Genomic DNA, 24743 nt, shown 5'->3' with positions numbered 1-24743 from the left:
GACCAATACGACCACTATGACGGCAATCGCCCAAAGCCTCGACCAGGCGGGGAACGGGCATCACCATCGCAGGCCAACGACTGTGCGAATCCCCCTTGGAGTGATCATGCGCTTGCGCGTATTCGCCGCCGCCCTGGCGGCACTCTCCGTCGCCGCCCTGTCCGGCTGCGGCGAGACCGGCGCCTCCGGCGGCGACGGCTCCCTGCGGATCATGGCCCCCGCGGCGGCCGGCGGCGGCTGGGACCAGACCGCCCGCACGGCCGAGCAGGCGCTCAAGACGGCCGACCCCAAGCGCAAGGTCGAGGTCTACAACGTGCCGGGCGCGGGCGGCACGATCGGCCTGGCCCAGCTCGCCGGCGAGAAGGGCAATGGCAACCTGCTGATGACCATGGGCCTGGTCATGGTGGGCGCGATCGAGCAGAACAAGTCGAAGGTCACCCTGGCCGAGACCACCCCCATCGCCAAGCTGACCGAGGAGTACGAGATTGTCGTGGTCCCGGCCGACTCCCCGTTCAAGACGCTGGCCGACCTGGTCGCCGCGTGGAAGGCCGACCCGGCGAAGGTCTCCGTCGCGGGCGGCTCGGCGGGCGGCACCGACCACATCGTGGCCGGGCTGATGGCCAAGGCCGCGGGCGTGGACCCCAAGCAGGTCAACTACATCGCCCACTCCGGCGGCGGCGAGGCGCTGAACGCGCTGCTGGGCAGCAAGGTCAGCGCGGGCATCTCGGGCGTCGGCGAGTTCGCCGAGCACGTGAAGTCCGGCAAGCTGCGGGCGCTGGCCGTCAGCAGCGGCTCGCGGGTGGCCGGCCTCGACGCGCCGACGCTGAAGGAGGGCGGCCTGGACGTCGAGCTGGCCAACTGGCGCGGCTTCGTCGCCCCCGGCGGCCTGGACGACGCCGCCAGGAAGTCCCTCACCGACCTGGTCACCAAGATGCACGACTCCCAGCCCTGGAAGGACGCCGTCGCCAAGAACGGCTGGATCGACTCCTTCCAGACCGGGCAGCAGTTCGCCGACTACCTGAAGTCCGAGGAGACCAAGGTCAAGGGCATCATCGCCGAAATGGGGCTCGTGTCCTGATGGCTCGCCGGTGGCGGCCCGAACTCGGGCTGGCGGTCGTGGTGCTCGGGCTGGGCGTGTTCGTGATGGTCGGCACGCTCGACGTCTCGGCCGCGGCCTCCCAGCTCGGCCTCGGGCCGCGCTTCTTCCCCATGCTGGTCGGCGCGGCCATGGTGCTGATCGGCCTGTTCTACGTGATCGACGTGCTGCGCGGCGGCGCCGGCGACCCCGAGGAGAGCGAGGACGTGGACGCGGACGCGCCCACCGACTGGCGCAGCGTCGGCCTGGTCAGCGGCGTCTTCCTGGCCTTCGCCGCGCTCCTCGACGTGCTGGGCTGGGTCATCGGCGCGAGCCTGCTGTTCTTCGGCCTGTCGGTCGTGCTCGGGGCCGAGCACAAGCTGCGGGCCGCCGTGGTGGCCGTGGTCCTCGGCGTGACGACGTACCTGCTGTTCGTCAAGGGGCTCGGCGTCTCGCTGCCGGCCGGCCCGCTGGGCGGGGTGATCTGAGATGGGCTCGTTCCAGCTCCTCATGGACGGCTTCGCCGCCGCCCTCACCCCCGTCAACCTCCTGTACGCCCTGATCGGCGTCACCCTCGGCACCCTGGTCGGCGTGCTGCCCGGCATCGGGCCCGCGATGACCGTGGCGCTGCTGCTGCCGATCACCTTCACCGTGCCGCCGGCCAGCGCGTTCATCATGTTCGCCGGCATCTACTACGGCGGCATGTACGGCGGCTCGACCACCTCCATCCTGCTCAACACGCCCGGCGAGTCGTCCTCCATGATCACCGCCCTGGAGGGCAACAAGATGGCCAGGCGCGGGCGGGCGGCGCAGGCCCTGGCCACGGCGGCGGTCGGGTCGTTCGTGGCGGGCACGATCGCCACCGCGCTGCTGGTGGTGGCCGCGCCCGCCGTGGTGAGCTTCGCGATCTCGTTCGGTCCCGAGGACTACTTCGCGCTGGCGATCCTGGCCTTCACCGCCGTGTCGTCGGTGCTGTCCCGCTCGGTCGTGCGCGGGCTGGCCTCCCTGGGGCTGGGGCTGGTGATCGGGCTGATCGGCATCGACCAGCAGACCGGTCAGGCGCGGCTCACGCTGGGCGTCCCGCAACTGCTCGACGGCATCGACGTGGTGATCGTCGCGGTCGGCCTGTTCGCGGTCGGCGAGGCCCTGTACGTGGCCTCCCGGCTGCGGCACGCCGCCCCCGAGGTGGTGCCCGTGGGCCGGGCGTGGATGGGCCGCGCCGACTGGCGGCGCTCCTGGCTGCCGTGGCTGCGCGGGACCGCGCTCGGGTTCCCGTTCGGCGCGCTGCCCGGCGGAGGTGCGGAGATCCCCACGTTCCTGTCGTACGCGGCCGAGAAGCGCCTGGCCAAGGGCATCGCCAAGGAGGAGTACGGCAAGGGCGCCATCGAGGGCGTCGCGGGCCCGGAGGCGGCCAACAACGCCTCGGCCGCCGGGACCCTGGTCCCGCTGCTCACGCTGGGCCTGCCCACGTCGGCCACGGCCGCCATCCTGCTGGCCGCCTTCCAGCAGTACGGCCTCCAGCCCGGCCCGCAGCTCTTCGACCACAACCCGGCGCTGGTGTGGGCGATGATCGCCTCGCTGTTCGTCGGCAACACGATGCTGCTCGTGCTGAACCTGCCGCTGGCGCCGCTGTGGGCCCGCGTCCTGCGCATCCCCCGGCCGTACCTGTACGCCGGGATCGTGCTGTTCGCCGCGCTCGGCGTCTACGCCCTGAACGGCACCGTCGTGGACCTGTTCGTCCTGTACGTCCTCGGCCTGCTCGGGTTCTCCATGCGCCGCTTCGGCCTGCCCGTCGCGCCCGCGGTGATCGGCATGATCCTCGGGCCGATGGCCGAGATCCAGCTCCGTCGCGCGCTCGCCATCGGCGCGGGCGACGTGGGGGTGCTGGTCCGCAGCCCGATCGCCGCCGTGCTCCTCGCCCTGGCCCTGCTCGCGCTGCTCACGCCGGTGTTGCGGCGGCTGATGGCACGCCGGGGCGTCGATGCGGTCACACCCGTGTCACGCGAGGACTGACCGGCCCGCCCGCCGGGAACGTCGCCCGGTGGTTCTTGGGACCCGCCTTCCGTCGGCACGACACGCGGAAGGCACGGCGCCCCTTCGGTGGCCCCTTGGTGGCCCCTCGGTGGCCCCGCCGATATGTCCGGATCGGCGGGACCACCAGGGCTCCGCCGCACGTGCGCGGATCCGCGGGACCGCCAGGGGCCCCGCGGATGAACCGCGCCTACTCCGAGACGCCCAGCTTCTCCAGGATGAGCTGCCGGGCGCGGGCCGCGTCGGCCTTGCCGCGGCTGGCCTTCATCACGCCGCCCACCAGCGCACCGGCGGCGGCGACCTTCCCGGACCGCACCTTCTCGGCCGCGTCCGCGTTGTCGGCCAGCACCTGGTCGATGATCGCCGACAGCTCGCCCTCGTCGTTGACGATCTGCAGGCCGCGCGCCTCGACCACCTCGTCGGGCGTGCCCTCACCGGCCAGCACGCCTTCGAGCACCTCCCGGGCGAGCTTGTCGTTGAGCGCGCCCGAGGCCACCAGCTCGGTGACCCTGGCGATCTGGCCGGGCGTGATGGGCAGCTCGGCCAGCGCGACGCCGCTCTCGTTGGCGCGCCGCGCCAGCTCGCCCATCCACCACTTGCGCGCGTCGGCCGCCGGGGCGCCGGCCGCGACCGTGGCCTCGACCAGGTCGATCGCGTCGGCGTTGTGCATGGCCTGCATGTCGAGGTCGGACAGACCCCACTCGGCCTGCAGCCGCTTGCGCTTGACCGACGGCAGCTCGGGCAGCGCCGCCTTCAGCTCGGCCACCCACGCCGGGTCGGGCTCGATCGGCACCAGGTCGGGCTCCGGGAAGTACCGGTAGTCCTGGGCCTCCTCCTTGGACCGGCCGGACGTGGTGGTGCCGGTGTCCTCGTGGAAGTGCCGCGTCTCCTGGATGATCTTGCCGCCCTCGGCGAGGACCCCCGCCTGGCGCTCGATCTCGCTGCGCACCGCCCGCTCGACGCTGCGCAGCGAGTTGACGTTCTTGGTCTCGGTGCGGGTGCCCCACTCCGACGCCCCGCGCGGCATGAGCGAGACGTTGACGTCGCAGCGCAGCGAGCCCTCCTCCATGCGCACGTCGGACACGCCGAGCGAGCGCATGATCTCGCGCAGCTCGGTGACGTACGCCCTGGCCACCTCCGGCGCGAGCCGGTCGGTGCCCGGGATGGGCTTGGTGACGATCTCCACCAGCGGGATGCCCGCGCGGTTGTAGTCGACGATCGAGTAGTCGGCCCCGTGGATGCGCCCGGTCGCGCCGCCCACGTGGGTGGACTTGCCGGTGTCCTCCTCCAGGTGCACGCGCTCGATCTCGATGCGCACGGTCTCGCCGTTGACCTCGACGTCGACGTAGCCGTCGAAGCAGAGCGGCTCGTCGTACTGGGAGATCTGGTAGTTCTTCGGCATGTCCGGATAGAAGTAGTTCTTCCGGGCGAAGCGGCACCATTCGGCGATCGAGCAGTTCAGCGCCAGGCCGATGCGGATCGTCGACTCGATGGCCATGGCGTTGGCCACCGGCAGCGAACCCGGCAGCGCCAGGCAGGTCGGGCAGACCTGGGTGTTGGCCGGGGCGCCGAAGGCGGTCTTGCAGCCGCAGAACATCTTCGACTTGGTGCCGAGCTCGACGTGCGTCTCCAGCCCGAGCACCGGCTCGAACCTGTCGAGCGCTTCGTCATAGACCATGGTCATAGCGACGGGGCCTCCTTCAGCAGCGGGCCGCCCCAGCGGCTCTCCAGGGCCTTCTCGACGGCGGCGCCGACGCGGTAACAACGGTCGTCGGCCAGAACCGGGGCCATGATCTGCAGGCCGACCGGCAGGTTGTCCTCGTCGGCCAGGCCGCACGGCACCGAGATGGCCGCGTTGCCCGCGAGGTTGGACGGGATGGTGCACAGGTCGGCGAGGTACATCGCCATCGGGTCGTCGGTGCGCTCGCCCAGCCGGAACGCCGTCGTCGGCGTGGTCGGCGAGACCAGCACGTCGACCTGCTCGTAGGCCGCCTCGAACTCGCGCGAGATGACCGTGCGCACCTTCTGCGCCTGGCCGTAGTAGGCGTCGTAGTAGCCGCTGGACAGCGCGTACGTGCCCAGCATGATGCGCCGCTTGACCTCGGGGCCGAACCCGGCCGCCCTGGTCAGCGCCATGACCTCCTCAGCGCTGCGGGTGCCGTCGTCGCCGACGCGCAGGCCGTAACGCATGGCGTCGAAACGGGCCAGGTTGGACGAGCACTCCGACGGCGCGATCAGGTAGTACGCCGGCAGCGCGGTCGTGAACGACGGGCAGGACACCTCGACGACCGTGGCGCCCAGCGACTCCAGCAGCTTGACGACCTCGTGGTAGCGGGCCAGCACGCCCGGCTGGTAGCCCTCGCCGGCGAACTCCTTGACCACGCCGATGCGCATGCCGGACACGTCGGGGTTCCTGGCCGCCTCGACGACGCTCGGGACCGGCGCGTCGACCGAGGTGGAGTCCATCGGGTCGTGCCCGGAGAACGCCTCCTGCAGCAGCGCGGCGTCGAGCACGTTCCGCGCGAACGGCCCCGGCGTGTCGAGCGAGCTCGCGAACGCGATCAGCCCGTACCGGGACGAACCGCCATAAGTGGGCTTCATGCCCACGATGCCGGTGACGGCGGCGGGCTGCCGGATCGAGCCGCCGGTGTCGGTGCCCGTGGACAGCGGCGCCTCGTACGCGGCGACGGCCGCGCTGGACCCGCCGGACGAGCCGCCCGGGATCCGGTCCAGGTCCCACGGGTTGCGGGTGGGGTGGTAGGCGGAGTTCTCCGTGGAGGAGCCCATGGCGAACTCGTCGAGGTTCGTCTTGCCGAGGATGACCAGCCCGGCCTGGCGCAGGCGCGCGGTCACGGTCGCGTCGTACGGCGGCCGCCAGCCTTCGAGGATCTTGGACCCGGCCGTGGTCGGCATGTCGCGGGTGGCGAAGATGTCCTTGTGCGCGACCGGCACCCCGGCCAGCGGCCCGAGCTTCTCGCCCGCCCGCAGCCGGGCGTCGACCGCCCGCGCCTGCTCAAGGGTGGTCTCCCGGTCGACGTGCAGGAACGCCTGGACCTTGGGCTCCACCTCGGCCATGCGGTCGAGGTGCGCCTCGGCCACCTCGGCGGCCGACACGTCGCCCGCGGCGATCATCGCGCCCAGCTCGGCGGCGGTCTTGCGGATCAGACTCATGCCTCCTCCCCGAGGATGCGCGGCACACGGAAGCGGTCGTCCTCGACGGCGGGAGCGCCGGAAAGGGCCTGCTCCGGCGTCAGGGACTGTCGCACCTCGTCGGCACGGAAGACATTGGTCAGCGGAAGCGCGTGCGACGAAGGCGGCACGTCCTCGGCGGCGACCTCGGCCACCTTCGCGACCGACTCGATGATGGCATCGAGCTGGGTGGCGTAGTGGTCGAGCTCGTCGTCGGTGAGCGCCAGCCTGGACAACCGGGCCAGGTGCGCGACCTCGTCGCGGGTTATGGCGGACATGAGTCGTTGAACCCGTTTCGTGGATGGAGTTTGGGACACTGCCATCCTAGGGGGCTTGACGCCGCAGGCCCGAACCCTTAACCCGCTGGAAACACACTCATCCGTAGAGCTGGTCCAGGCCGATCGTCAGCACGTCGCTCTCCTGGGCCGGTGATGCCTCGAATCCGGCTCCGCCGTAGCAGACCAGTTTGGCGTCCCGCACGTCGAACCCCTTGGCGTCGAGCAGGTCCCGTGCCCTCCTGAGCCGGGCGACGTGCCGGGGCCCCATGACCTTGCCCCACTTCACCTCGCCCAGCGACAACACCCGCTTGCGCTCGCCGCGCATGGCGGGCGCGAAGACCGCGACGTCGATCTGGATCTGCTCGTGCCGTACGGGATCGACGACGATCCCCGCGCCGATCTCGCCCGGTGGGTCTCCCAGCACCTCGGGTTCCAGCAGGTGGAACTGACGGCACATCTCCTCGAAGTGCGGGCCGAGCACCTGGTCGCGGAAACCGGCCCGGCCGTCCTGCCACACGAACTCGGCCCGGCCGCTCTCCAGCGGCCCCCACTGGGGTCGCATCACGACCTCGTAGAAGTGGATGAGCGGCTCACACACGCGGTAGACCGATCGCGAGGAGCGGAAGACGTCCACCTCCCTGCGGAGCAGGTTGCTGTCCTCCAGCACGTTGAGGTGATGGCCGATGTCGGACGCCTTGCGCCCCACGTAGCTCGCGATGCCGCCCCGGGTGCCGTTCCCGGTGGCCACGGCCGCCAGCACGGACTTGTACATGGCGGAGTCCCGCACCTCCGCCTCCTCCTCGAGAAGGTAGCGGGCCTCCTTGAAGAGCGCGGTCGAGGGCGAGAGCACCGTGCGCCGCACCCAGTCGTCGAAGTCCTCCAGGCTCTCCGGCCTGTCGTCGTTGGCCAGGGGCAGGTACGCGGGGGTCCCGCCGGCGACCGCGTGCACCTTCACGGCCAACTGCGGATCAGTGATCCCCCAGTACCGCGCGGCGAGGCGGTAGTCGAACGGCCGGATCGCGAGTTCCATGGAAGCCCGCCCCCTCAACGGCGCGTTGCCCGCCAGGAGCCGGCCCATCACGGACATCGCCGAGCCGCACAACAGCAGGGACGCCGGCACTTCGTCGAAGACGGCCCGGTCGACGGCCTGCTGGATGATCGAGGGCAGGGCCGGCGACGCCTTGCTGAGGTAGGGGAACTCGTCGATCACCATGAGCGCGCGGCGCTCGGCGCTGACGGCGAAGAGCTGGCCGATCGCCTCGTCCCAGGTCGTGAAGCGGAACGGTGCCGAAGCGCCCACGTACCGGGCCAGAGCGGCGGCGAACAGGTTCAGCGACTCGGTCGGGGTGCCCTCCGTCGCGCCGAAATAGAAGCCGCCCGTCTTGCGCGCGAGCGACTCGACCAGGAACGTCTTGCCCTGGCGGCGCCTGCCGCTGACGACGCCGAGCCGGGGCCCGACACGCTCGACGAAGGCGGACAGGGCCTCCCATTCGGAGTCGCGCGCGAAGATCCGTTCAGGCTTCGGGATCAAGGCGCCTCCGCAGACATCGAACTGTACTTCGTCGAAGTGTACTTCGGCGAAGTACAGTTCTGTAGCGACTCAGGCCGTCTGGGTGACCTCGCTCTGATAGCCGACCTCGATCGCGGGCGCCACCTCGCAGCGGCCCATGAGCCAGGCGGTGGCCTCGGCGGCCGGCATGGGCTGGCAGAACAGCCAGCCCTGGCCCAGGTCGCAGCCCATCTCGGCCAGCCGCAGCGCGACGTCGTCGGACTCCACGCCCTCGGCCACCGAGCGCAGGCCGAGCGAGCGCACCAGGTCGACGATCGAGCGGACGATGCGGTCGTCGTCCTCGGACTCGGCGATGCGGCGGACGAACGAGGCGTCGATCTTGACCTCGGAGACCGCCAGGCGCTGGAGCCTGATCAGCGAGGAGTAGCCGGTGCCGAAGTCGTCGAGGGACAGCGGGACGCCGAGCGTGGCCAGCGCCTTGATGGTCTCCTGGGTGTAGGCCTGGTCGCCGGTCAGGATGCGCTCGGTGACCTCCAGCTGGATGGCGGCGGGCGGCAGGCCGTACCGGGTCAGGCCGACCTCCAGCTGCTCGGGCAGCGCCGCGTCGAGCAGGTCGCGGGCGGAGATGTTGACCGAGATCTGCATCTGCAGGCCGGTGTGCCACCAGCGGGCGGCCTGTTCGAGCGCGGCCTCGATGACGTACTCGGTGAGCTGGCGCATCAGGTACGTCTGTTCGGCCAGCGGGACGAAGTCCGACGGCGGGATCGGCCCGTGCACCGGATGGCACCAGCGCAGCAGGGCCTCCACCCCGGTCACCGCGCCGCCGGCCAGGCTGACCTTGGGCTGGTAGTGCAGTTGCAGCTCGCGGTTGTCGATGGCGCGGCGCAGGTCGCCCAGCAGGTTGAGCCGTTCGGGCGAGTTGCGGTCTTTGTCGGGCTGGTAGAGCTCTACCCCGGTACGCCCTTCCTTGGCCAGGTACATGGCCACGTCGGCGCGTTGCAGCAGCAGCTCGAAGTCGGGGGCGTGGTCGGGGAAGAGCGCGATGCCGACCGAGCCGTCGAGGTCGAAGCTCATGCCCTCCAGGCGTACGGGCTCGGTCAGGGCGGCCCGCAGCCTGGCGGCCACCTCCCTGGCGGCGTTGGCGTCCCGGATCGAGGGCAGCAGCACGGCGAACTCGTCGCCGCCGAGCCTGGCCACCACGTCCCCCGGACGCACGGAGTGGGTCAGCCGGTGGGCCACCATCTGCAGCAGGCGGTCGCCCACCGGATGGCCCATCGTGTCGTTGACCTCCTTGAACCGGTCGAGGTCGAGGAGGAACAGCCCGACCCGCTCGTCCTGGCGGGACTCGGCCAGCGCCTCCTCCGTGCTGACGATGAGCATCTTGCGGTTGGGCAGGCCGGTCAGCTCGTCGTGCAGGGCCTGGTGGTCGCGGCGCATGGACAGCGTGGCGGTGAAGTAGACGGCGGCGAGGGGGGCGACGAAGAGGGGCACGAGGCCGGGCGAATGGTCCATCACCACGACGACCAGCGGTGCGAGGCCCAGCAGCGCCGCGTAGACGAGCCCCTGCGGCCCGGCGGTGACCCGCAGCACGCGGACGATCGAGCGCCGCTCGTGCAGGGCGACCGCCCCGGACACGAGCGCGGCCCTGGTGGCGAAGTAGGCGACCCCGGCCAGCGCTATCGCCGGCAGGTCGGCCCCGGTGGGCGTCCACGGCACGGCCGGGCCCGGCACGACGCCGAACAGCCCGAGCACCACGGCAGCGGCGGTGAGCGCGAGGGTGGACTGGGCGACGTTGAACATGACCCGGTGCCACGCCTTGCGCGTCACGACGCCGTTCATGGCGATCGCGACGGCCTGCATGAGCACGGCGGTGGACAGCCCGAAGTGCAGCAGCACCGCGAAGGTGAACATGGTCGACGGGTAGGTGCCGCCGACCGCGGTCGCCGAGGACACCATGACGGGCCGCAGCTCGCCCAGCATCACCAGCACCGCCAGCACCCAGAACAGCGGGGTGCGGGCGAGCTCGGCCAGCGCGGACGGATCCAGCCTGAGCATGGCCACGATCAGCGCGGTGAAGCCGATCACGGTGATGCCCGCGAGGAACGCCCAGAGCGGCGTGCCGACGCGTGGACCGGTGTCACGGGTGTCGGTTGGGTCAGTCATCGGTAACAGAACCCCCATTAGGTCACTATGGGAGGGTACGACCTTCACCCCACTTCGCGAAACCAAGCGCGTACGTTCCGTCACTTCTCCTTTCCGACATATACCCAAAAACCACTATGGGTAGCGCGGTCATCGACAGTCCGTACACGACTGTGATCCCCAGCCCGCCCGGTGCGCATCCGCGGGGCCACCGAACACCAGCCCCGCCGCAAGGGCGGACCGGGCCCGGCTATGTCTCCTCGACGACCGCCACGCGCGCCGCGGCCTCCGGGCCCTCCTTCAGCAGCAGCTCGAACCCCTGCTCGTCGAGGATCGGCACCTTCAGGCTGACCGCCTTGTCATACTTCGACCCGGCGTTCTCCCCCGCCACCAGGAACGACGTCTTCTTCGACACCGATCCGGCCACCTTCCCGCCCCGGCTGGTCAGCGCCTCGGACGCGGTGTCGCGGGTGTAGGACTCCAGCGTCCCGGTGACCACGAACGTCAGCCCCTCCAGGATCTGGGGCTCCGTCTTCTCCGGGGCGGGGCCGTCGTCCATCCGCACCCCGGCCCGCCGCCACCGCTCGACGATCTCCCGGTGCCAGTCGACCTCGAACCACTCGCGGATCGTCGCCGCCACCCGCGGCCCGATGCCCTTGACCGAGGCCAGCTCCTCCTCCGAGGCGTTCATGATGGCGTCGATCGACCGCATGGAGTCGGCGAGGTCGCGCGCCGTCGGCGGCCCGACGTGCCGGATCGACAGCGCGACCAGCACCTGGGCGAGCGGCGCCGACTTGGCGCGGGCGAGCTCGTCGACCAGCGTGCGGGCGGCCTGGCTGGGCCCGCCGTCGAGGTTGGAGAACAGGGAGACGACCTTCTGCTCGCCGGTCTCGGGATCGAGCTTGGGCAGGCCGGTGTCCTGGTCGCGGACGACCGACCGGATGGGCATGAGCTGCTCGATCGTCAGGTCGAACAGGTCGGCCTCGGTGCGCAGGACGGGCTCCTGCGGCGGCACCGGCTGGGTGAGCGCGGTCGCGGCCACGTAACCCAGCCCGTCGATGTCGAGCGCGCGCCGGCCGGCCGCGAAGTAGAGGCGCTCGCGGATCTGGGCGGGGCAGCTGCGGGCGTTGGGGCAGCGCAGGTCGGCGTCGCCCTCCTTCTCGTAGGCCAGCTCGGTGCCGCACTCCGGGCAGTGGGTCGGCATGACGAACTCCCGCTCGGAGCCGTCGCGCAACGCCGTGACCGGGCCGACGATCTCGGGGATGACGTCGCCCGCCTTGCGCAGCACCACGGTGTCGCCGACCAGCACGCCCTTCTTGATCACCGTGGCCGCGTTGTGCAGGGTGGCCCGCTCGACGGTCGAGCCCGCGACCACGATGGGCTCCATCACCGCGTACGGCGTGACCCGGCCGGTGCGGCCCACCCCCACCTGGATGTCGAGCAGCTTGGTGTTGACCTCCTCCGGCGGGTACTTGTAGGCGATCGCCCAGCGCGGGGCCCGCGAGGTGGACCCGAGCTCCCGCTGCGTGCGGAAGTCGTCGACCTTGACCACGACCCCGTCGATCTCGTACGCCGGGTCGTGCCGGTGCACCCGGTAGTGCTCGATGAACTCGTCGACCTCGGTGAGGCCGGGCACCACCTTGAACAGGTCGCTGACCGGCAGCCCGAACTCCCGCAGCCGCTCGTAGACCTCCGACTGGGCGCGCGGCACGGCCGAGCCCTCCCAGACGCCGATGCCGTGGACGAGCATGCGCAGCGGGCGCTGGGCGGTGACGCGCGCGTCCTTCTGCCGCAGCGTGCCCGCCGCCGAGTTGCGCGGGTTGGCGAACGGCTGCTTGCCCTGCTCCACGAGCTGCTCGTTGAGCTGCTTGAAGCCCTCGACCGGGATGTAGACCTCGCCGCGCACCTCGACCAGGCTCGGCACGCCCTCGCCCTTGAGCCGGTGGGGCACCCCCTTGATCGTGCGCACGTTGGCCGTGACGTCGTCGCCGACCCGGCCGTCGCCGCGGGTCGCGCCGCGCTCCAGCTTGCCGTCGCGGTAGACGAGCGCGATGGCCAGCCCGTCGATCTTCAGCTCGCACAGGTAGGGACCCGGGTCGCGCTCGGCCAGCCGCTCGACGCGGGCCATCCAGGCGGCCATGTCGGCCTGGTTGAAGGCGTTGTCGAGGCTCTCCATGCGGTTGAGGTGGCTGACCTTGGCGAAGTCGCCCGAGACCGGCGCGCCCACCTTCTGGGTGGGCGAGTCGGGCGTCTGCAGCTCGGGATGGGCCTGCTCCAGCGTCAGCAGCTCGCGAAACCACTCGTCGAACTGCGCGTCGCTGACCGTGGGCTGGTCGAGCACGTAGTAGCGCCAGCGCGCGTCGTCGACCAGCTCGCTCAGCTCCGCATGCCGCTTGAGCGCGGCCACGGGCACGCCCCCGACCTCGGTGTCACGCTCGCTCACGCTGGGTCTCCTTCCACGTCGGACACGCTGAGGAAACGCTACCGCCGGGCTCCGACAGGAACGACTCCCCCGGTCATCCGCCCTGGGCCCAGACGCCTTCCCAGACCGAGCAGTTACCGGTGATCTTCCTTGCCGTGCCCCGGCAGACCCTGCCCTCGATGGAGAGCATGTAGCCGGTCTTGAGCGAGAACTCCAGCGGCTTGGTGCCCGAGCAGTTGCGGTACGTCTTGTGCCCGTCGCCGCCGCCGTCCTTGACCCAGCGCAGTTGCAGCCACGAGCACCCAGTACGGCCGGGGAAGTCGTACAGCCTGCCGCTGACCACGAACCCCGGCCGGTCGAGCAGGACCTTGCCCTTCGCCTTCCCGGCCCGGTCGGCGGAGTAGATGGACCCCCAGCTCCAGATCTCGGGGTTGGCCGAGGCCCCGGCGGGGACGGCGATCGAGGCGGACGCGATCAGCATGGCGGCACCGACGGCCAGAACGCGAGCAATCATGGCAAGGACGCTACTCAGCCGCCTTGCATCCCGCTTGCCGGATCGTCCTTGAGCACCTGGGCGGCCTTCCTGCACGCCGCCAGGGCAGCCCGCGCGTAGCGGGGCGAGGCTCCGGCCAGGCCGCAGGCGGGCGTCAGCGTGACCTTGGCGGCCAGCCCGTCGGGGGCGAACCCGAGCCGCCGCCACAGCTCCACCGCGGGCCTGGCGACCACCCCGGTGTCGGGCAGCGCGACGTCCCGGCCCGGCACGACGCCGAGCAGCAGGCCCGCCCCGGCCTCGAAGAGCTCGCCGAGCCGCTCGTCGTCCCTGCGGCGCAGCAGCGACGCGTCGACCGACACCGCGCGCGCCCCGGCCCGCCGCAGCAGCGCGTAGGGCACCCCGGGCGCGCAGCAGTGGACCACCGCGTCGGGGAACAGCCGCAGCGACTCCTCCACGCGCCACTCCTCGGCCGCCGCCAGCCGCCCGAACCCGGACGCGGTCGGGACCGTGCCCGCCAGCACGCCCGGCAGCCCCGGCTCGTCGAGCTGCAGCACGATCTCGGTGACCCCCGGCAGCCGCCGCCGCACCTCGGCGCAGTGGTCGGCGACCCCCTGGGCCAGCGAGGCGACCAGGTCGCGCACGGCGCCCGCGTCGGAGAGCATCTTGTCGCCGAACTTCAGCTCAAGGGCCGCGGCCAGCGTCCACGGCCCGCACACCTGCAGCTTGAGCGGCCCGGCGTAGTCGTGGGCGACCTCCTCCAGCCCGTCGAGGTCGCGGCGCAGATGATCGACGGCCCGCCGGTGGTCGCGGCCCGGCCGGTCGGCCAGCCGCCACCCGGACGGCTGCACCTCGGCCGGCAGGTCGATCAGCAGCCCGGCCGTCCTGCCGATCATGTCGGCGCCGACCCCTCGGGCCGGCAGCTCTGGCAGATACGGCAGGCCGGGCACCTCGCCGAACACGACACGGATCGCCTCAAGATGATCCTCACCCGGATGTGACCCGACCCCGGTGGCTTCCCACGTAGACATGGGCACAAGCGTAGGCTCTGCCGAATGGAGCTCACCAAACTCACGCACGCCTGCGTACGCCTTGAGAAGAACGGCAAGGTCCTGGTCATCGATCCGGGCACCTTCTCGCAGGAGCCGGTGCTCGACGGGGTCGACGCGGTCCTGATCACCCATCAGCACTTCGACCACTTCGACATCGAGAAGCTGAAGGCCGCTCCCGCCGGGATCGAGGTCTGGACGTGCGAGGGCGTCGCGGCCCAGCTGACCGACGTGCCGGTCAAGGTCCAGGTGGTCCGGCACGGCGACGCCTTCGACGCGGCCGGTTTCCGGGTGAAGGCGTTCGGCGAGTGGCACAGCAAGAACCACCCCGATGCGCCCATCGTGCAGAATGTCGGTTTCATGCTCGACGACGAGGTGTTCTACCCCGGCGACGCGCTCACCTTGCCCGGCGTCGAGGTGCCCACCCTCCTCGCGCCGACCAACGCCCCCTGGATGAAGCTCAGCGAGATGGTCGAGTACCTGCGCACGATGCGCCCGGCCCGCGCGTTCTCCACGCACGACGGCCTGCTCAACGACATCGGCCTGTCGCTGGTGGACACCTATCTGGAGCTGGAGTCGGAGAAGCAGGGCGCCGACATGCGCCGGCTCAAGGTCGGCGAGTCGGTGACGCTCCCCTAGGCGGCCGAGACGATGGTGGCCGAGCCGATGACCGTGTCGCCGGAGTAGAGCACGGCCGCCTGGCCCGCCGCGACGCCGGTGGCCGGGCGGTCGAGGTCGATGCGCAGCCCGCCGCCCGCCTCCTCCTCGAAGCGGCAGCCGTAGACCTCGCCGTGGGCCCTGAGCTGCACGGTCAGGTCGTCGAGGCGGGACGGGCCGTTCCAGACCGGGCGGACGCAGGAGATCGAGGTGACCTCCAGCGCCGAGCGCGGGCCGACCGTGACCGTGTTGGAGACCGGCTCGATCGACAACACGTAGCGCGGCCTGCCGTCGGCGGCCGGACGGTCGATGCGCAGGCCCTTGCGCTGGCCGACGGTGAAGCCGTGGGCGCCCTGGTGGGTGCCCACCACCGCGCCCTCCTGGTCGACGATCGGGCCCTCCTCGGCGCCGAGCCGGCCGGCCAGGAAGCCGCGGGTGTCGCCGTCGGCGATGAAGCAGATGTCGTGGCTGTCGGGCTTGTCGGCGACGGTCAGGCCGCGCCGGGCGGCCTCCTCGCGCACCTCGGCCTTGGTGGAGCCGCCGAGCGGGAAGATCGCGTGGCTGAGCTGCTCACGGGTGAGCACCCCCAGCACGTACGACTGGTCCTTGCCCTGGTCGACGCTCCTGGACAGCACGCCGTCGGACAGCTTGGCGTGGTGGCCGGTGGCGACGGCGTCGAAGCCGAGGGCCAGCGCCCGGTCGAGCACCGCCTCGAACTTGATCTTCTCGTTGCACCGCAGGCACGGGTTGGGGGTGCGGCCCGCGGCGTACTCGGCCACGAAGTCCTCCACCACGTCGCGCTGGAACCGCTCGGCCATGTCCCAGATGTAGAACGGGATGCCGATCACGTCGGCGGCCCGCCGCGCGTCGCGGGAGTCCTCGACCGTGCAGCAGCCCCGCGCGCCCGTGCGGTGGGATTGAGGGTTGGCCGACAGGGCCAGATGCACACCAGTGACGTCGTGACCGGCCTCGGCGATCCGGGCGGCGGCCACGGCGGAATCGACGCCGCCCGACATGGCGGCAAGCACACGCAGTCCCATGACCGTTCCAGCGTACTGTCCGGCGGGGAGTGCGCGGCCATCGGCTCCGTCTGGGAGGATTCAGCGCATGCGACTGTTCGGGCGCAAGGACGAAGAGGAAGAGGCCGGCCGGCCCGGCGACGGCGTGGCCGCGTTCTGGGCGTGGTGGCAGGAGGCCAGGCCACGGCTCGACTCGCTGGTGGCCGCGGGCACGGCCGACGGCGTCGAGGAGCTGGTCGCCCCCGCGGTGGCCGCGATCGACCCCGGCCTGGTCTGGGAGGTGGCGCCCGGCAGGAACGCCGCGCACGCCCTGGTGGTGACCGCGGCCGGCGACGCCGAGCTGCGCTCGCTGGCCCACCGCTGGGCCAGGGCCGCGCCGCCGGCCGACCTGCTGTGGGAGTTCCATCCGTCCCGGCAGGCCAACCCGCAGGCGCTGGAGCTGACGCTCGACGTGGGCGGGTTCGAGTTCGCCCTCGACAAGCTGGTCTTCGGGCTGCGCGTGCCGCGCGACCAGCCGCGCGTCGACGTGGCCGCCCACCATCCGATCTTCAGCGAGCTCGACGAGGAGGCCCGGCTGGAGGCGACGCTGCTCGCCCTCGACCGGCTGCTGGGCGAGGACGACGTCGCCAGGTGGGTGGGCGAGATCACGGCCGCCACGTTCCAGCCGATCGACGCGGTCGCCGCCGTCCACCTGCCCGCCGTGGTCGCCGACCTGGCCTCGGGCTACGAGGGCGAGGAGTGGCTGCAGCTCGAAGGGCGTACCGGCGAGGGCGCGGCGCTGGCGGCCACCGCGCGCTTCCCGCTGCGGCCCGTCGACCACCCGCTGCTCGACCAGCACATCGAGATCACGCTTCCGTACGCCCACCGCGACGACGACGGCCTGCCCGCCGGCGATTCGCTGAAGGCGTTGCGCGACTTCGAGGAGCGCCTGGCCGCCGTCCTGCTCAACCTGCGCGACGACGCCCTGCTGGCCGCGCACCTGAGCGCCGCCGGCCACCGGGTCGTCCACGTCTACGCCGACCCGGCCTCCGACGCGGCGATCCGCGTCGAGGAGCTGGTCGCGGGCTGGGCGGAGGGAGAGCCGCGGGTCGACGTGGGCCACGACCCCGCCTGGGCCGCGGTCTCCCCCTTCCTCAGCTGAGCCCGGCCCTGCGGGCCCGCTCGACGGCCGCGGGCAGCACCTCGATCAGGCGGTCGACGTCGGCGGCGGTCGAGGTGTGGCCCAGGGTGAACCTGAGCGAGCCGCGCGCGGCCGCCGCGTCGGCGCCCATCGCGAGCAGCACGTGCGAGGGCTGCGCCACGCCCGCCGAGCAGGCCGAGCCGGTCGAGCACTCCACGCCCTTGGCGTCGAGCAGCATGAGCAGCGCGTCGCCCTCGCAGCCGGGGAAGGAGAAGTGGGCGTTGCCGGGCAGCCGGCCGGTCGGGTCGCCGTTGAGCACGACGTCGGGGACGGCCTGGCGGACGCGCCGGATGAGCTCGTCGCGCAGCGCCGTCAGGCGGCGGCCCAGGGCCTCCTGCTCCTTCACGGCGGTCCGCACGGCGGCGGCCAGGCCCGCGATGGCGGGCGCGTCGAGCGTGCCGGAGCGCACGTCGCGCTCCTGACCTCCGCCGTGCTGCACCGACACCGGGGTCAGCCCCCTGGTCAGCAGCAGCGCGCCCACGCCCATCGGGCCGCCGACCTTGTGGCCGGTCAGCGTGAGGGCGTCGGCGCCGGAGTCGGCGAACGACACCGGGAGCTGCCCGATCGCCTGCACCGCGTCGGTGTGGAACGGGACGCCGTGGTCGTGGGCGACGGCCGCCAGCACGTGGACCGGCTGGACCGTGCCCACCTCGTTGTTGGCCCACATGACGCTGATCATGGCGACGTCGTCGGGGTCGCGCTCGATGGCGGCGCGCAGCGTGTCGGGATGGACCCGGCCGTGTTCGTCGACGTCGAGCAGCTCGACCTCGGCGCCCTGGCTCTCGGCCAGCCACGCGGCCGGGTCGAGCGCGGCGTGGTGCTCGACGGAGCTGAGCAGGATGCGCCGCCGGGGCCTGCGCGCCCAGTAGAGGCCCTTGATGGCGAGGTTGTCGGCCTCGGTGCCGCCCGAGGTGAACACGACCTCGCTCGGCCGGGCCCCCAGGGCGTCGGCGATGCTCTCGCGGGACTCCTCGACGACCCTGCGCACCTGACGGCCCGCGGCGTGCAGCGATGAGGCGTTGCCGACGCGTTTGAGTTGCTCCGTCATGGCCTCGATCGCTTCGGGCAGCATGGGCGTGGTCGCCGCATGATCAAGATAGGCCGACGGTCGTGTCACCAGATCAGGGTATCTCGTTTGCCACTGTACCGTCCGGACGGTACAGTTGACGCATGCGAAGGGACGAGCTGTTGGACGCGGCGGAAGACCTCCTGTGCGATCAGGGGTCGGCCGCGCTGACGCTCTCCGCCGTCGCCGACCGGGCCGGGGTGAGCAAGGGCGGCCTTCTTTACCACTTCGGCACCAAAGAGGCCCTGATCAAGGGCATGGTCGAACGGCTGATCGAAGAGTTCGACGACCTGATGACCGCACAGCCGGACGGCACGTACACCGAGCGCTACCTCGGCGCCACGCTGATCGCCGTGCGCTCGGGGCGGCTGCGACGATGGGCGGTCGTGACGGGCGCGTCGGGCAACCTCTTCCTGCTCGCGCCGCTGCGTGAGGCGATGTCGCGATGGCACCGGGAGGCGTTGGACGACGAGCCCGACCCGCTGGCCTCGCAGATCGTGCGGCTGGCGTGCGAAGGGTTGTGGGACGTGGCCAGCCATGACCCGCAGCTCAACTCCGAGGCGGACCTGCGTGCCCTCGAAGCCCGGCTGAGAGCGCTGCTCAAACCCGGCTGAACCGTCTGGCTCCGGTGTGTCGGGAGTCACTGCGGTCCCGGGAATGTGCCAGGGTCACTCGTGGTTCAGGTGTCGGAGCTTCGATCACGGAGCTTTCCGCGGGTCTCCGCGGTTGCCTGTGACGGACCGGAACGGATGGGGGGTGGTGTCGCGATGACGATCCCGTGCTCCCACGACCCCTGTCCCGCCCGCCTCCCGTCCAGACCGAGCGCCTCGGCGGCGCTTGCCGTCCCCGTCGGACCGGTCCGTACGGGCTGGGCAGGCCGGACGCGCAGGCCCCCGTCAGGCAGACGGTAGGCCGGAGGGCGCGGGCCGAGCGGGAACCGACCGGCCTGGCCGTCAGCCCGGCAGGGCGGACCGCCCGGCCATGACGCGGGCCACGATCGAGCGCCCGGGCCGCTCACCCAGCAGCACGAGCTGACCCCGACGAGCGCCGCCCGGCCCCCGCTCCCCGACACCAACCTGCCCGGCGCCCACCCGCGCCTCGACCCACCCAAGGCCCTCGAACCGCCTCGACCCACCCAAGGACCGAGGCCGGTCGGCCGCCGACGCCCACACCCGCCCGCCCGTCAACAGCCGAGCCGCTCTGCCCCCGCCCCAGCCGGACCTGACCGCCGGGTTGGCCCAGGTGCAGGTCTCGCTTGGGGCCGTGCCGGCGGCGTGGGGGTTGGTTGGGTTTTTTGTCCCTTCGAGTGTTCATCCCCCCGGACTTTTCTGGGCGCTCCCGCAACGGGAGCGCCTGATTTGTGGCGAAATAACGAGTTTCTGAGAGGTGTGCCTTATGACCCGCGACCTGAGGACGGCCCGCTACGGGGCGATCCTCACCTTCGTCCTCGGCGGCCTGATGGTGGGCACGATGACCGTGCGCATCCCCGCCCTGACCGACAAGCTCGGCCTGTCCGAGTCCACGGTCGGCGCGGTGCTCCTCGCATGGGGCCTCGGGGCCCTCGTGACCATGCAGTCCATGCGACGGATCATGGCCCGCGCGGGCAGCAGGGCGGTTCTGCGGATCGGCGCCCCACTCACCGCGGTCGGCCTGCTGGCCGTCGCCTTCGCCCCGAACCTGCCCCTCCTGGTCGTGGCCGCCACGTTCTTCGGCATGGCCTTCGGCACCGTGGACGTCGCCATGAACGCCCAGGGCTCCACCGTCGAGCAGGCGTACGGCCGCCCGCTGATGAACGGCATGCACGCCGGCTGGTGCGTGGGCGCCATCTCGGCGGGCGCCCTGGGCAGCCTGTCGATCGCCGCCGGCCTGTCGTTCACCGCCAACCTGGCGCTGGTCGCCCTGGTCTCGCTGCCGGTCGCGCTGCTGATCGGCCGTACGTACCTGCCCGAGGCCCCGGTGGCGGAGGCGGCGCGCACGGCCCGGCACAAGATGCCGGCGATCGTCTACCTGCTCGGCGCGATCATGTTCTTCGCCTTCATGGTCGAGGGCGTGGTCGCCGACTGGAACGGCCTGTACATGCGCAACGAGCTCGGGGCGCCCGAGGCGCTGGCCGCGCTCGGCTACCCGGTGTTCGAGGCCGGCATGCTGCTGGCCAGGCTCACCGGCGACCGGCTGCGCTCCCGGTTCGGGGTGCGCGGCATGCTCGGCGTGTCCGGCGTGGCCACGGCCGGGTTCTTCACGGTCGTGCTGATGGCTCCGGCGGCCCTGGTGGCGGTGCTGGCGATGTTCTTCGTCGGGCTCGGCGTGGCGACGATCGCGCCGCTGACGCTGTCCCTGGCGGGCACCGCGACCGACGCCCCCGGACCGGCCATCGCCCAGGCGGGCGCCATGGGCTACGCGGGCCTGCTGCTCGGCCCGGTGGTGATCGGCTTCCTGTCGGACGCCACCTCGCTGCGCGGCGCGCTCGGCATCGCGGTCCTCCTGGGCGTGCTGATCGCCGTGGCGTCGCGGTTCCTGCCCCGGCGGGAGGCGCCGGTGTTCGGAGCCGTCGCCGTGCGGGAGCCGGTGAAGGTCGCCGCGTAGGACATTTGTCATGCCAAGCCTCGTACATCCGTCCATGTCCGATTCATGGAGGAAGTGCGAGGCTTAGGCGGTGTTCAAGCCATATGTCACCGCGGTCGTCCTCGTCGGCACGGCGGTTCCGAGCCTGCTGCAGTTCGCCGTCCCGGGGCTGGAGGCCGCGTGGATGCGCGATCCGGCCGCGATCTCCGGCGGCGAATGGTGGCGGCTGGGGACGGCGCTCGTCGTCCAGGACGGCGGCGTGTTCGGCACCCTGTTCAACCTGGCGTTCCTCGCGGTGCTCGGCTACGTCGCCGAGCGCGCGCTCGGCCCCGGGCGCTGGCTCCTGCTGTACGCCGCGGGCGCGGTCGCGGGCGAGGCCGCCGGCTACCTCATGAACGACCCCGGCGCGGGCAACTCGGTCGCCCTCTGCGGCCTGGCCGGCGGCCTCGCCGTGGCTGCCTCCGCCCCCCTGGAACGCTCGCTGGGCACGTTCTACGCGGTCCTCTCGGGGGCCTGGGCCTTGTCGGCGTCCGGCACGGCCGGCGTCGTGCTGATGGTCGTCCTGGCCGGGGCCGGCTTCCAGCTCGTGGCGCACCGCGACCGGATCCCCGCCCCGCTGTTCCCCGCGGTCGCCGCGGTGGCCGCCGTCGTCCTGTGCGCGCTGCTGGACCTGCACGGCTTCGCCCTGCTGGCGGGCGTCCTCGCGGGATGCGCGCTGAAGGCGGCCGGCGCCCGGACCGCGCCCGCCGCGTCGGCTTGAGACGGCGGAGGCGGCGCCGCACGTCGTGCGGTGCCGCCTCCGATCGGCGCTGTGCGCGCCCGCTGATCCCTGACGCTACTTGCGCTTGCTGATCTCTTCGGTGAGCTGCGGGACGACCTGGTGCAGGTCGCCCACGACCCCGTAGTCGGCGAGCTCGAAGATCGGCGCCTCGGGGTCCTTGTTGATCGCGACGATGGTCTTCGCGGTCTGCATGCCGGCCCGGTGCTGGATGGCGCCGGAGATCCCGGCCGCGATGTAGAGCTGCGGCGAGACCGTCTTGCCCGTCTGGCCCACCTGGAACTGGTGGGGGTACCAGCCGGCGTCCGTGGCGGCGCGCGAGGCGCCGACGGCCGCGCCCAGCGTGTCGGCCAGGCCCTCGATGACGGAGAAGTTCTCGGCGGAGCCCACGCCCCGGCCGCCGGAGACCACGATCGCGGCCTCGGTCAGCTCGGGCCTGGCGCCCTTCTCCTGCTTGACGCGCTCGACGATGCGGGCGGCCTTCGCCGCCTCGCTCAGCGCGACCGACACCTCCTCGACCGCGCCGGCGCCCGCGGCGGCCTGCGGGGCCGTCGAGTTCGGACGCACGGCGACGATCGGGGTGCCCCTGCGCACCTTGGAGTGCACGTTGACGCCGCCACCGAAGATCGACTGGTCGGCCACGAAGCCCTCGGACAGGCCCACGGCGTCGGTGATGACGCCGGAGTCGGTCTTGACGGCCAGGCGACCGGCGACCTCCTTGCCCTCGGCCGTGGCGGCCACGAGCACCGCGGCGGGCGACTTCTCGGCCACGAGCTGGGCCAGCAGCTCGGCCTTGGGCGCCACCACGTGGTCGACGATGTCGGCGGACCCGGCGTTGTAGATCGTCTCGGCGCCGTACTCGGCCAGCCTGGCCTTGGCGGCGTCGCCGAGGCCGGGGCCGGCCCAGACGGCGGCGGGCGTGCCGAGCGAGCGGGCCAGGGTCAGCAGTTCGAGCGTGACCTTCTTGACCTCGCCGTCGACCTGCTCCACCAGAACGAGAATCTCCGACATATCAGTAAAACCCCCGTTCTCAGATGAACTTCTTGGAGGCGAGGAAGTCGGCGGCCTTCGAGCCCCCGTCGCCCTCGTCCTTGACGATCGTGCCGGCGGCGCGCGGCGGCGCGGCGGCGAAGTCGACCACCTCCGACCAGGCGGCGCCCAGGCCGACCTGGGCGGCGTCGATCTCGGCGTCGGCGATGGCCAGCGTCTCGACCGGCTTCTTCTTGGCCGCCATGATGCCCTTGAAGGACGGGTAACGCGGCTCGTTGATCTTCTCGACCACGGACACGACGGCCGGCAGCGAGGCCTGCACCTTGTCGAAGCCGTAGTCGGTGATGCGCTGGACGCTGATCGAGGAGCCCTCGATCTCGACCTTGTTGGCCAGCGTGAGCTGAGCCGTGCCCAGGCGCTCGGCCAGCATCGCGGCCAGCACGCCGGTGCGGGCGTCGGTCGACTCCGAGCCCAGGACGACCAGGTCGAACCCGATCTTCTTGAGCACCTGGGCCATCGCGTACGAGGTGGACAGCGCGTCGGAGCCGTGCAGCGCGTCGTCGCTCAGGTGGACCGCCTTGTCGGCGCCCATCGCCAGGGCCTTGCGGATGGTCTCGGTGGCCTTGCCCGGGCCCATGGTGAGCACGGTGACCTCGCCACCGTGCGCCTCCTTGAGCTTCAGCGCCTCCTCGACCGCGTACTCGTCAAGCTCGTTGACCACGCCGTCGACGGCGTCACGATCGAGCGTGTTGTCATCGGACCGCAGCTTGCGCTCGGTCGCCGTATCGGGGACCTGCTTCACGCAGACGACGATGTTCATGGCCGGTGGCCGACCTCCCGTGTTCGCGTGCGCCCACCGCGTCGCTGCGATAGGCGCCGAATGCAATGCTGACCAGACTGCCAGGTTCCCGACGGGCTCCTGACACGGGGTGGGTCAGAGTCGTGCCCTGGCTCCCGCGGTCATGTTACCCGTGGGTAGCTTACGCGCAAACCAGCGGTTCCCGCGTGAAGCCCCTACCCTTCCCACCATACCGAACTTTATTCGGTACGTTCCGATCGCCCCCGTGGGGAAATCAGGCGGACAACAGGAACACGATGCCCACCACCAGGGCCGTACCCGCGAACAGGGCCAGTGTGAACGTGCTGAACACCGCGGCGAGCCCGAAGCACACCCCCACCGCGCCCGCCACGCTCACCAGGTCGGCCACCATCCGGCTGCGCCGGTAGGGCCCGCGCGAGAGCAGCGCCACCCCGGCGTCGCTCACCACCGCCAGCACGTAGGCGGCCAGCAGGAACAGCGCCACCTCGGGCAGCGGCTCGCGGGCGGCCGCCGCCAGCAGCGACACGAACAGGCCCGAGCCGATCAGCCACCGCCTGCGCACCTTCTCCCGGTGCCGCGCCCTGGACTCCTCGACCGACCCGCGACGGCCGTCGCCCGGCCGCCACTCCCTCGTGCTCATGTCGTCGGCCGGCCGCGGACGCGCCACCGGGGCCGAGGGACGGGGGCCGGCCTGCCGTACGTGCGGGACGGGGGCGACGCCCAGCCGGGCGCAGATCTGCGCGGCCGTGGGCCGCGCGGCGGGGTCGGTGGACAGGCACTCGCGTAACAGCGGCGCCAGCCAGTCCGGCACGCCCTCCAGGTCGGGCGGGTGGTGCACGACCCGGTAGGCCACCGCCGAGGCCGGCCCCTGCCCGTACGGCTGCCGCCCGGTGGCGGCGTAGGCGAGCGTCGCGCCGAAGGAGAACACGTCGGCCTCGACGCCCGCGCCGCCGCCTTCCAAGATCTCCGGAGCCAGGTAGCCGGGCGTGCCGACCACCGCGCCGGACGCGGTGACCGACAGCGAGTCGAGCGCGCTGGCGATGCCGAAGTCGATGACGACCGGGCCGTCCTCGCTCATCATCACGTTGGCCGGCTTGAGGTCGCGGTGGACCACCCCGGACTCGTGCATGGCCAGCAGCGCGTCGGCCAGCCCCGAGGCCAGGGGGCCCAGCTCGGCGACGGGCACGGGCACGGCGCTGAGCGGGCGGCCCTGGACGTAGCGGGTCACCAGGTAGGGTCTGGGGCCCTCCAGCGAGGCGTCGAGCACCTCGGCGACGTGCGGCCCGCCGACCCGGCGCATCGTCTCCACCTCGCGGTCGAGCCTGCTCAGCGCGAGGGCGTCGGCCGCGACGTGCGGATGCAGCACCTTGACCGCGACCGTGCGCCCCTGGACGTCGAGCGCCAGATGGACCTCGCCGAAGCCGCCCGCGCCGAGCCTGGAGAGAAGCTCATAAGGGCCGAGGCGCTCGCTCATACCTCATCTCT

At 72.0% G+C, this 24743-nt stretch carries 21 protein-coding genes; 8 read left to right on the top strand and 13 right to left on the bottom strand.

Annotated features, from left to right (window positions below; genetic code table 11):
• Positions 1-106: 106 nt before the first annotated feature.
• Genes ACIBQ8_RS40030 through ACIBQ8_RS40020 form a run of 3 tightly spaced genes read left to right on the top strand, consistent with a single transcriptional unit; the run spans position 107 to position 3088 of the window.
• Entirely contained in the window at positions 107-1078 is a 972-nt protein-coding gene (locus tag ACIBQ8_RS40030; protein WP_397172548.1) for a tripartite tricarboxylate transporter substrate binding protein, read from the top strand.
• Positions 1078-1563 (top strand): tripartite tricarboxylate transporter TctB family protein, encoded by a 486-nt coding sequence (locus ACIBQ8_RS40025; RefSeq protein WP_397194637.1) that lies wholly within the window; start codon positions 1078-1080, stop codon positions 1561-1563. The genes ACIBQ8_RS40030 and ACIBQ8_RS40025 overlap by 1 nt, the downstream gene beginning before the upstream one ends.
• Position 1564: 1 nt before the next feature.
• On the top strand, positions 1565-3088 hold the full coding sequence (locus tag ACIBQ8_RS40020; RefSeq protein ID WP_397172551.1) for a tripartite tricarboxylate transporter permease: 1524 nt from the start codon (positions 1565-1567) through the stop codon (positions 3086-3088).
• Positions 3089-3296: 208 nt separating this feature from the next.
• Here the strand turns inward: ACIBQ8_RS40020 and gatB are convergent, their stop codons facing one another.
• The 8 genes from gatB to ACIBQ8_RS39980 form a co-directional block, all read right to left on the bottom strand.
• A complete protein-coding gene (gatB, locus tag ACIBQ8_RS40015) occupies positions 3297-4784 on the bottom strand; it encodes an Asp-tRNA(Asn)/Glu-tRNA(Gln) amidotransferase subunit GatB (protein WP_397172594.1) in 1488 nt (495 codons plus the stop codon).
• A 2-nt stretch (positions 4785-4786) separates the two neighbouring features.
• Entirely contained in the window at positions 4787-6277 is a 1491-nt protein-coding gene (gene gatA, locus ACIBQ8_RS40010) for an Asp-tRNA(Asn)/Glu-tRNA(Gln) amidotransferase subunit GatA (RefSeq protein ID WP_397172552.1), read from the bottom strand.
• Complete coding sequence (gene gatC / locus ACIBQ8_RS40005; RefSeq protein ID WP_101787882.1) at positions 6274-6573, bottom strand: Asp-tRNA(Asn)/Glu-tRNA(Gln) amidotransferase subunit GatC; 300 nt, start codon at positions 6571-6573, stop codon at positions 6274-6276. Before gatC ends, gatA begins: the two co-directional genes overlap by 4 nt.
• A gap of 97 nt (positions 6574-6670) precedes the next feature.
• The gene (locus ACIBQ8_RS40000; RefSeq protein ID WP_397194636.1) at positions 6671-8104 is read right to left on the bottom strand and encodes an ATP-binding protein; all 1434 of its coding nucleotides are present in this window, start codon (positions 8102-8104) and stop codon (positions 6671-6673) included.
• A 69-nt stretch (positions 8105-8173) separates the two neighbouring features.
• On the bottom strand, positions 8174-10246 hold the full coding sequence (locus ACIBQ8_RS39995) for a putative bifunctional diguanylate cyclase/phosphodiesterase (RefSeq protein ID WP_397172556.1): 2073 nt from the start codon (positions 10244-10246) through the stop codon (positions 8174-8176).
• Between the two features lie 229 nt (positions 10247-10475).
• Entirely contained in the window at positions 10476-12668 is a 2193-nt protein-coding gene (gene ligA / locus ACIBQ8_RS39990) for an NAD-dependent DNA ligase LigA (protein ID WP_397194635.1), read from the bottom strand.
• Positions 12669-12741: 73 nt separating this feature from the next.
• Positions 12742-13161 (bottom strand): hypothetical protein, encoded by a 420-nt coding sequence (locus ACIBQ8_RS39985; protein WP_397172560.1) that lies wholly within the window; start codon positions 13159-13161, stop codon positions 12742-12744.
• Between the two features lie 14 nt (positions 13162-13175).
• Positions 13176-14168: a methionine synthase gene (locus ACIBQ8_RS39980; protein WP_397194634.1), complete on the bottom strand. Its 993-nt coding sequence runs from the start codon at positions 14166-14168 to the stop codon at positions 13176-13178.
• Between the two features lie 24 nt (positions 14169-14192).
• On the opposite strand from ACIBQ8_RS39980, the gene ACIBQ8_RS39975 reads away from it, so the two are divergent.
• On the top strand, positions 14193-14825 hold the full coding sequence (locus tag ACIBQ8_RS39975; RefSeq protein ID WP_397172564.1) for an MBL fold metallo-hydrolase: 633 nt from the start codon (positions 14193-14195) through the stop codon (positions 14823-14825).
• Here the strand turns inward: ACIBQ8_RS39975 and mnmA are convergent.
• A complete protein-coding gene (gene mnmA, locus ACIBQ8_RS39970; protein ID WP_397172565.1) occupies positions 14822-15883 on the bottom strand; it encodes a tRNA 2-thiouridine(34) synthase MnmA in 1062 nt (353 codons plus the stop codon). The two genes, ACIBQ8_RS39975 and mnmA, sit on opposite strands and share 4 nt — an antisense overlap.
• 67 nt (positions 15884-15950) lie before the next feature.
• On the opposite strand from mnmA, the gene ACIBQ8_RS39965 reads away from it, so the two are divergent.
• Positions 15951-17003 carry a DUF695 domain-containing protein gene (locus tag ACIBQ8_RS39965; protein WP_397194633.1) on the top strand — a complete coding sequence of 351 codons (1053 nt, stop codon included), beginning with the start codon at positions 15951-15953 and terminating at the stop codon, positions 17001-17003.
• On the opposite strand, the gene ACIBQ8_RS39960 is transcribed toward ACIBQ8_RS39965, so the two are convergent.
• Complete coding sequence (locus tag ACIBQ8_RS39960) at positions 16996-18159, bottom strand: cysteine desulfurase family protein (protein WP_397172568.1); 1164 nt, start codon at positions 18157-18159, stop codon at positions 16996-16998. The two genes, ACIBQ8_RS39965 and ACIBQ8_RS39960, sit on opposite strands and share 8 nt — an antisense overlap.
• A gap of 53 nt (positions 18160-18212) precedes the next feature.
• Between ACIBQ8_RS39960 and ACIBQ8_RS39955 the strand changes: the two genes are divergently transcribed.
• From ACIBQ8_RS39955 to ACIBQ8_RS39945, 3 genes are all read left to right on the top strand, one after another.
• Positions 18213-18722, top strand: a complete 510-nt coding sequence (locus ACIBQ8_RS39955; RefSeq protein WP_397172569.1) for a TetR/AcrR family transcriptional regulator — start codon at positions 18213-18215, stop codon at positions 18720-18722.
• Between the two features lie 781 nt (positions 18723-19503).
• Positions 19504-20691 (top strand): MFS transporter, encoded by a 1188-nt coding sequence (locus tag ACIBQ8_RS39950; RefSeq protein WP_397172571.1) that lies wholly within the window; start codon positions 19504-19506, stop codon positions 20689-20691.
• A gap of 70 nt (positions 20692-20761) precedes the next feature.
• The gene (locus tag ACIBQ8_RS39945) at positions 20762-21430 is read left to right on the top strand and encodes a rhomboid family intramembrane serine protease (protein ID WP_397194632.1); all 669 of its coding nucleotides are present in this window, start codon (positions 20762-20764) and stop codon (positions 21428-21430) included.
• Positions 21431-21505: 75 nt separating this feature from the next.
• On the opposite strand, the gene ACIBQ8_RS39940 is transcribed toward ACIBQ8_RS39945, so the two are convergent.
• From ACIBQ8_RS39940 to ACIBQ8_RS39930, 3 genes are all read right to left on the bottom strand, one after another.
• Positions 21506-22459 (bottom strand): electron transfer flavoprotein subunit alpha/FixB family protein, encoded by a 954-nt coding sequence (locus ACIBQ8_RS39940; RefSeq protein ID WP_397179708.1) that lies wholly within the window; start codon positions 22457-22459, stop codon positions 21506-21508.
• Positions 22460-22478: 19 nt separating this feature from the next.
• Positions 22479-23258: an electron transfer flavoprotein subunit beta/FixA family protein gene (locus ACIBQ8_RS39935; RefSeq protein ID WP_352329623.1), complete on the bottom strand. Its 780-nt coding sequence runs from the start codon at positions 23256-23258 to the stop codon at positions 22479-22481.
• Between the two features lie 253 nt (positions 23259-23511).
• Positions 23512-24732 (bottom strand): serine/threonine-protein kinase, encoded by a 1221-nt coding sequence (locus ACIBQ8_RS39930; RefSeq protein ID WP_397194631.1) that lies wholly within the window; start codon positions 24730-24732, stop codon positions 23512-23514.
• Between the last annotated feature and the right edge of the window lie 11 nt (positions 24733-24743).

This window comes from Nonomuraea sp. NPDC049646 (assembly GCF_044465525.1).
Classification (GTDB): Bacteria; Actinomycetota; Actinomycetes; order Streptosporangiales; family Streptosporangiaceae; genus Nonomuraea.
This window is presented reverse-complemented; position numbering and strand designations above follow the sequence as displayed.

Coding starts and splice junctions, on each gene's coding strand:
- gatA (WP_397172552.1), bottom strand. CDS start 6,277: ATGAGTCTGATCCGCAAGACCGCCGCCGAGCTGGGCGCGATGATCGCC.
- ACIBQ8_RS40030 (WP_397172548.1), top strand. CDS start 107: ATGCGCTTGCGCGTATTCGCCGCCGCCCTGGCGGCACTCTCCGTCGCC.
- ACIBQ8_RS39935 (WP_352329623.1), bottom strand. CDS start 23,258: ATGAACATCGTCGTCTGCGTGAAGCAGGTCCCCGATACGGCGACCGAG.
- ACIBQ8_RS39955 (WP_397172569.1), top strand. CDS start 18,213: ATGCGAAGGGACGAGCTGTTGGACGCGGCGGAAGACCTCCTGTGCGAT.
- ACIBQ8_RS39965 (WP_397194633.1), top strand. CDS start 15,951: ATGCGACTGTTCGGGCGCAAGGACGAAGAGGAAGAGGCCGGCCGGCCC.
- ACIBQ8_RS39950 (WP_397172571.1), top strand. CDS start 19,504: ATGACCCGCGACCTGAGGACGGCCCGCTACGGGGCGATCCTCACCTTC.
- mnmA (WP_397172565.1), bottom strand. CDS start 15,883: ATGGGACTGCGTGTGCTTGCCGCCATGTCGGGCGGCGTCGATTCCGCC.
- ACIBQ8_RS39980 (WP_397194634.1), bottom strand. CDS start 14,168: ATGTCTACGTGGGAAGCCACCGGGGTCGGGTCACATCCGGGTGAGGAT.
- ACIBQ8_RS39985 (WP_397172560.1), bottom strand. CDS start 13,161: ATGATTGCTCGCGTTCTGGCCGTCGGTGCCGCCATGCTGATCGCGTCC.
- gatB (WP_397172594.1), bottom strand. CDS start 4,784: ATGGTCTATGACGAAGCGCTCGACAGGTTCGAGCCGGTGCTCGGGCTG.
- ACIBQ8_RS39995 (WP_397172556.1), bottom strand. CDS start 10,246: ATGACTGACCCAACCGACACCCGTGACACCGGTCCACGCGTCGGCACG.
- ACIBQ8_RS40025 (WP_397194637.1), top strand. CDS start 1,078: ATGGCTCGCCGGTGGCGGCCCGAACTCGGGCTGGCGGTCGTGGTGCTC.
- ACIBQ8_RS39930 (WP_397194631.1), bottom strand. CDS start 24,732: ATGAGCGAGCGCCTCGGCCCTTATGAGCTTCTCTCCAGGCTCGGCGCG.
- ACIBQ8_RS39975 (WP_397172564.1), top strand. CDS start 14,193: ATGGAGCTCACCAAACTCACGCACGCCTGCGTACGCCTTGAGAAGAAC.
- ACIBQ8_RS39940 (WP_397179708.1), bottom strand. CDS start 22,459: ATGTCGGAGATTCTCGTTCTGGTGGAGCAGGTCGACGGCGAGGTCAAG.
- gatC (WP_101787882.1), bottom strand. CDS start 6,573: ATGTCCGCCATAACCCGCGACGAGGTCGCGCACCTGGCCCGGTTGTCC.
- ACIBQ8_RS40020 (WP_397172551.1), top strand. CDS start 1,565: ATGGGCTCGTTCCAGCTCCTCATGGACGGCTTCGCCGCCGCCCTCACC.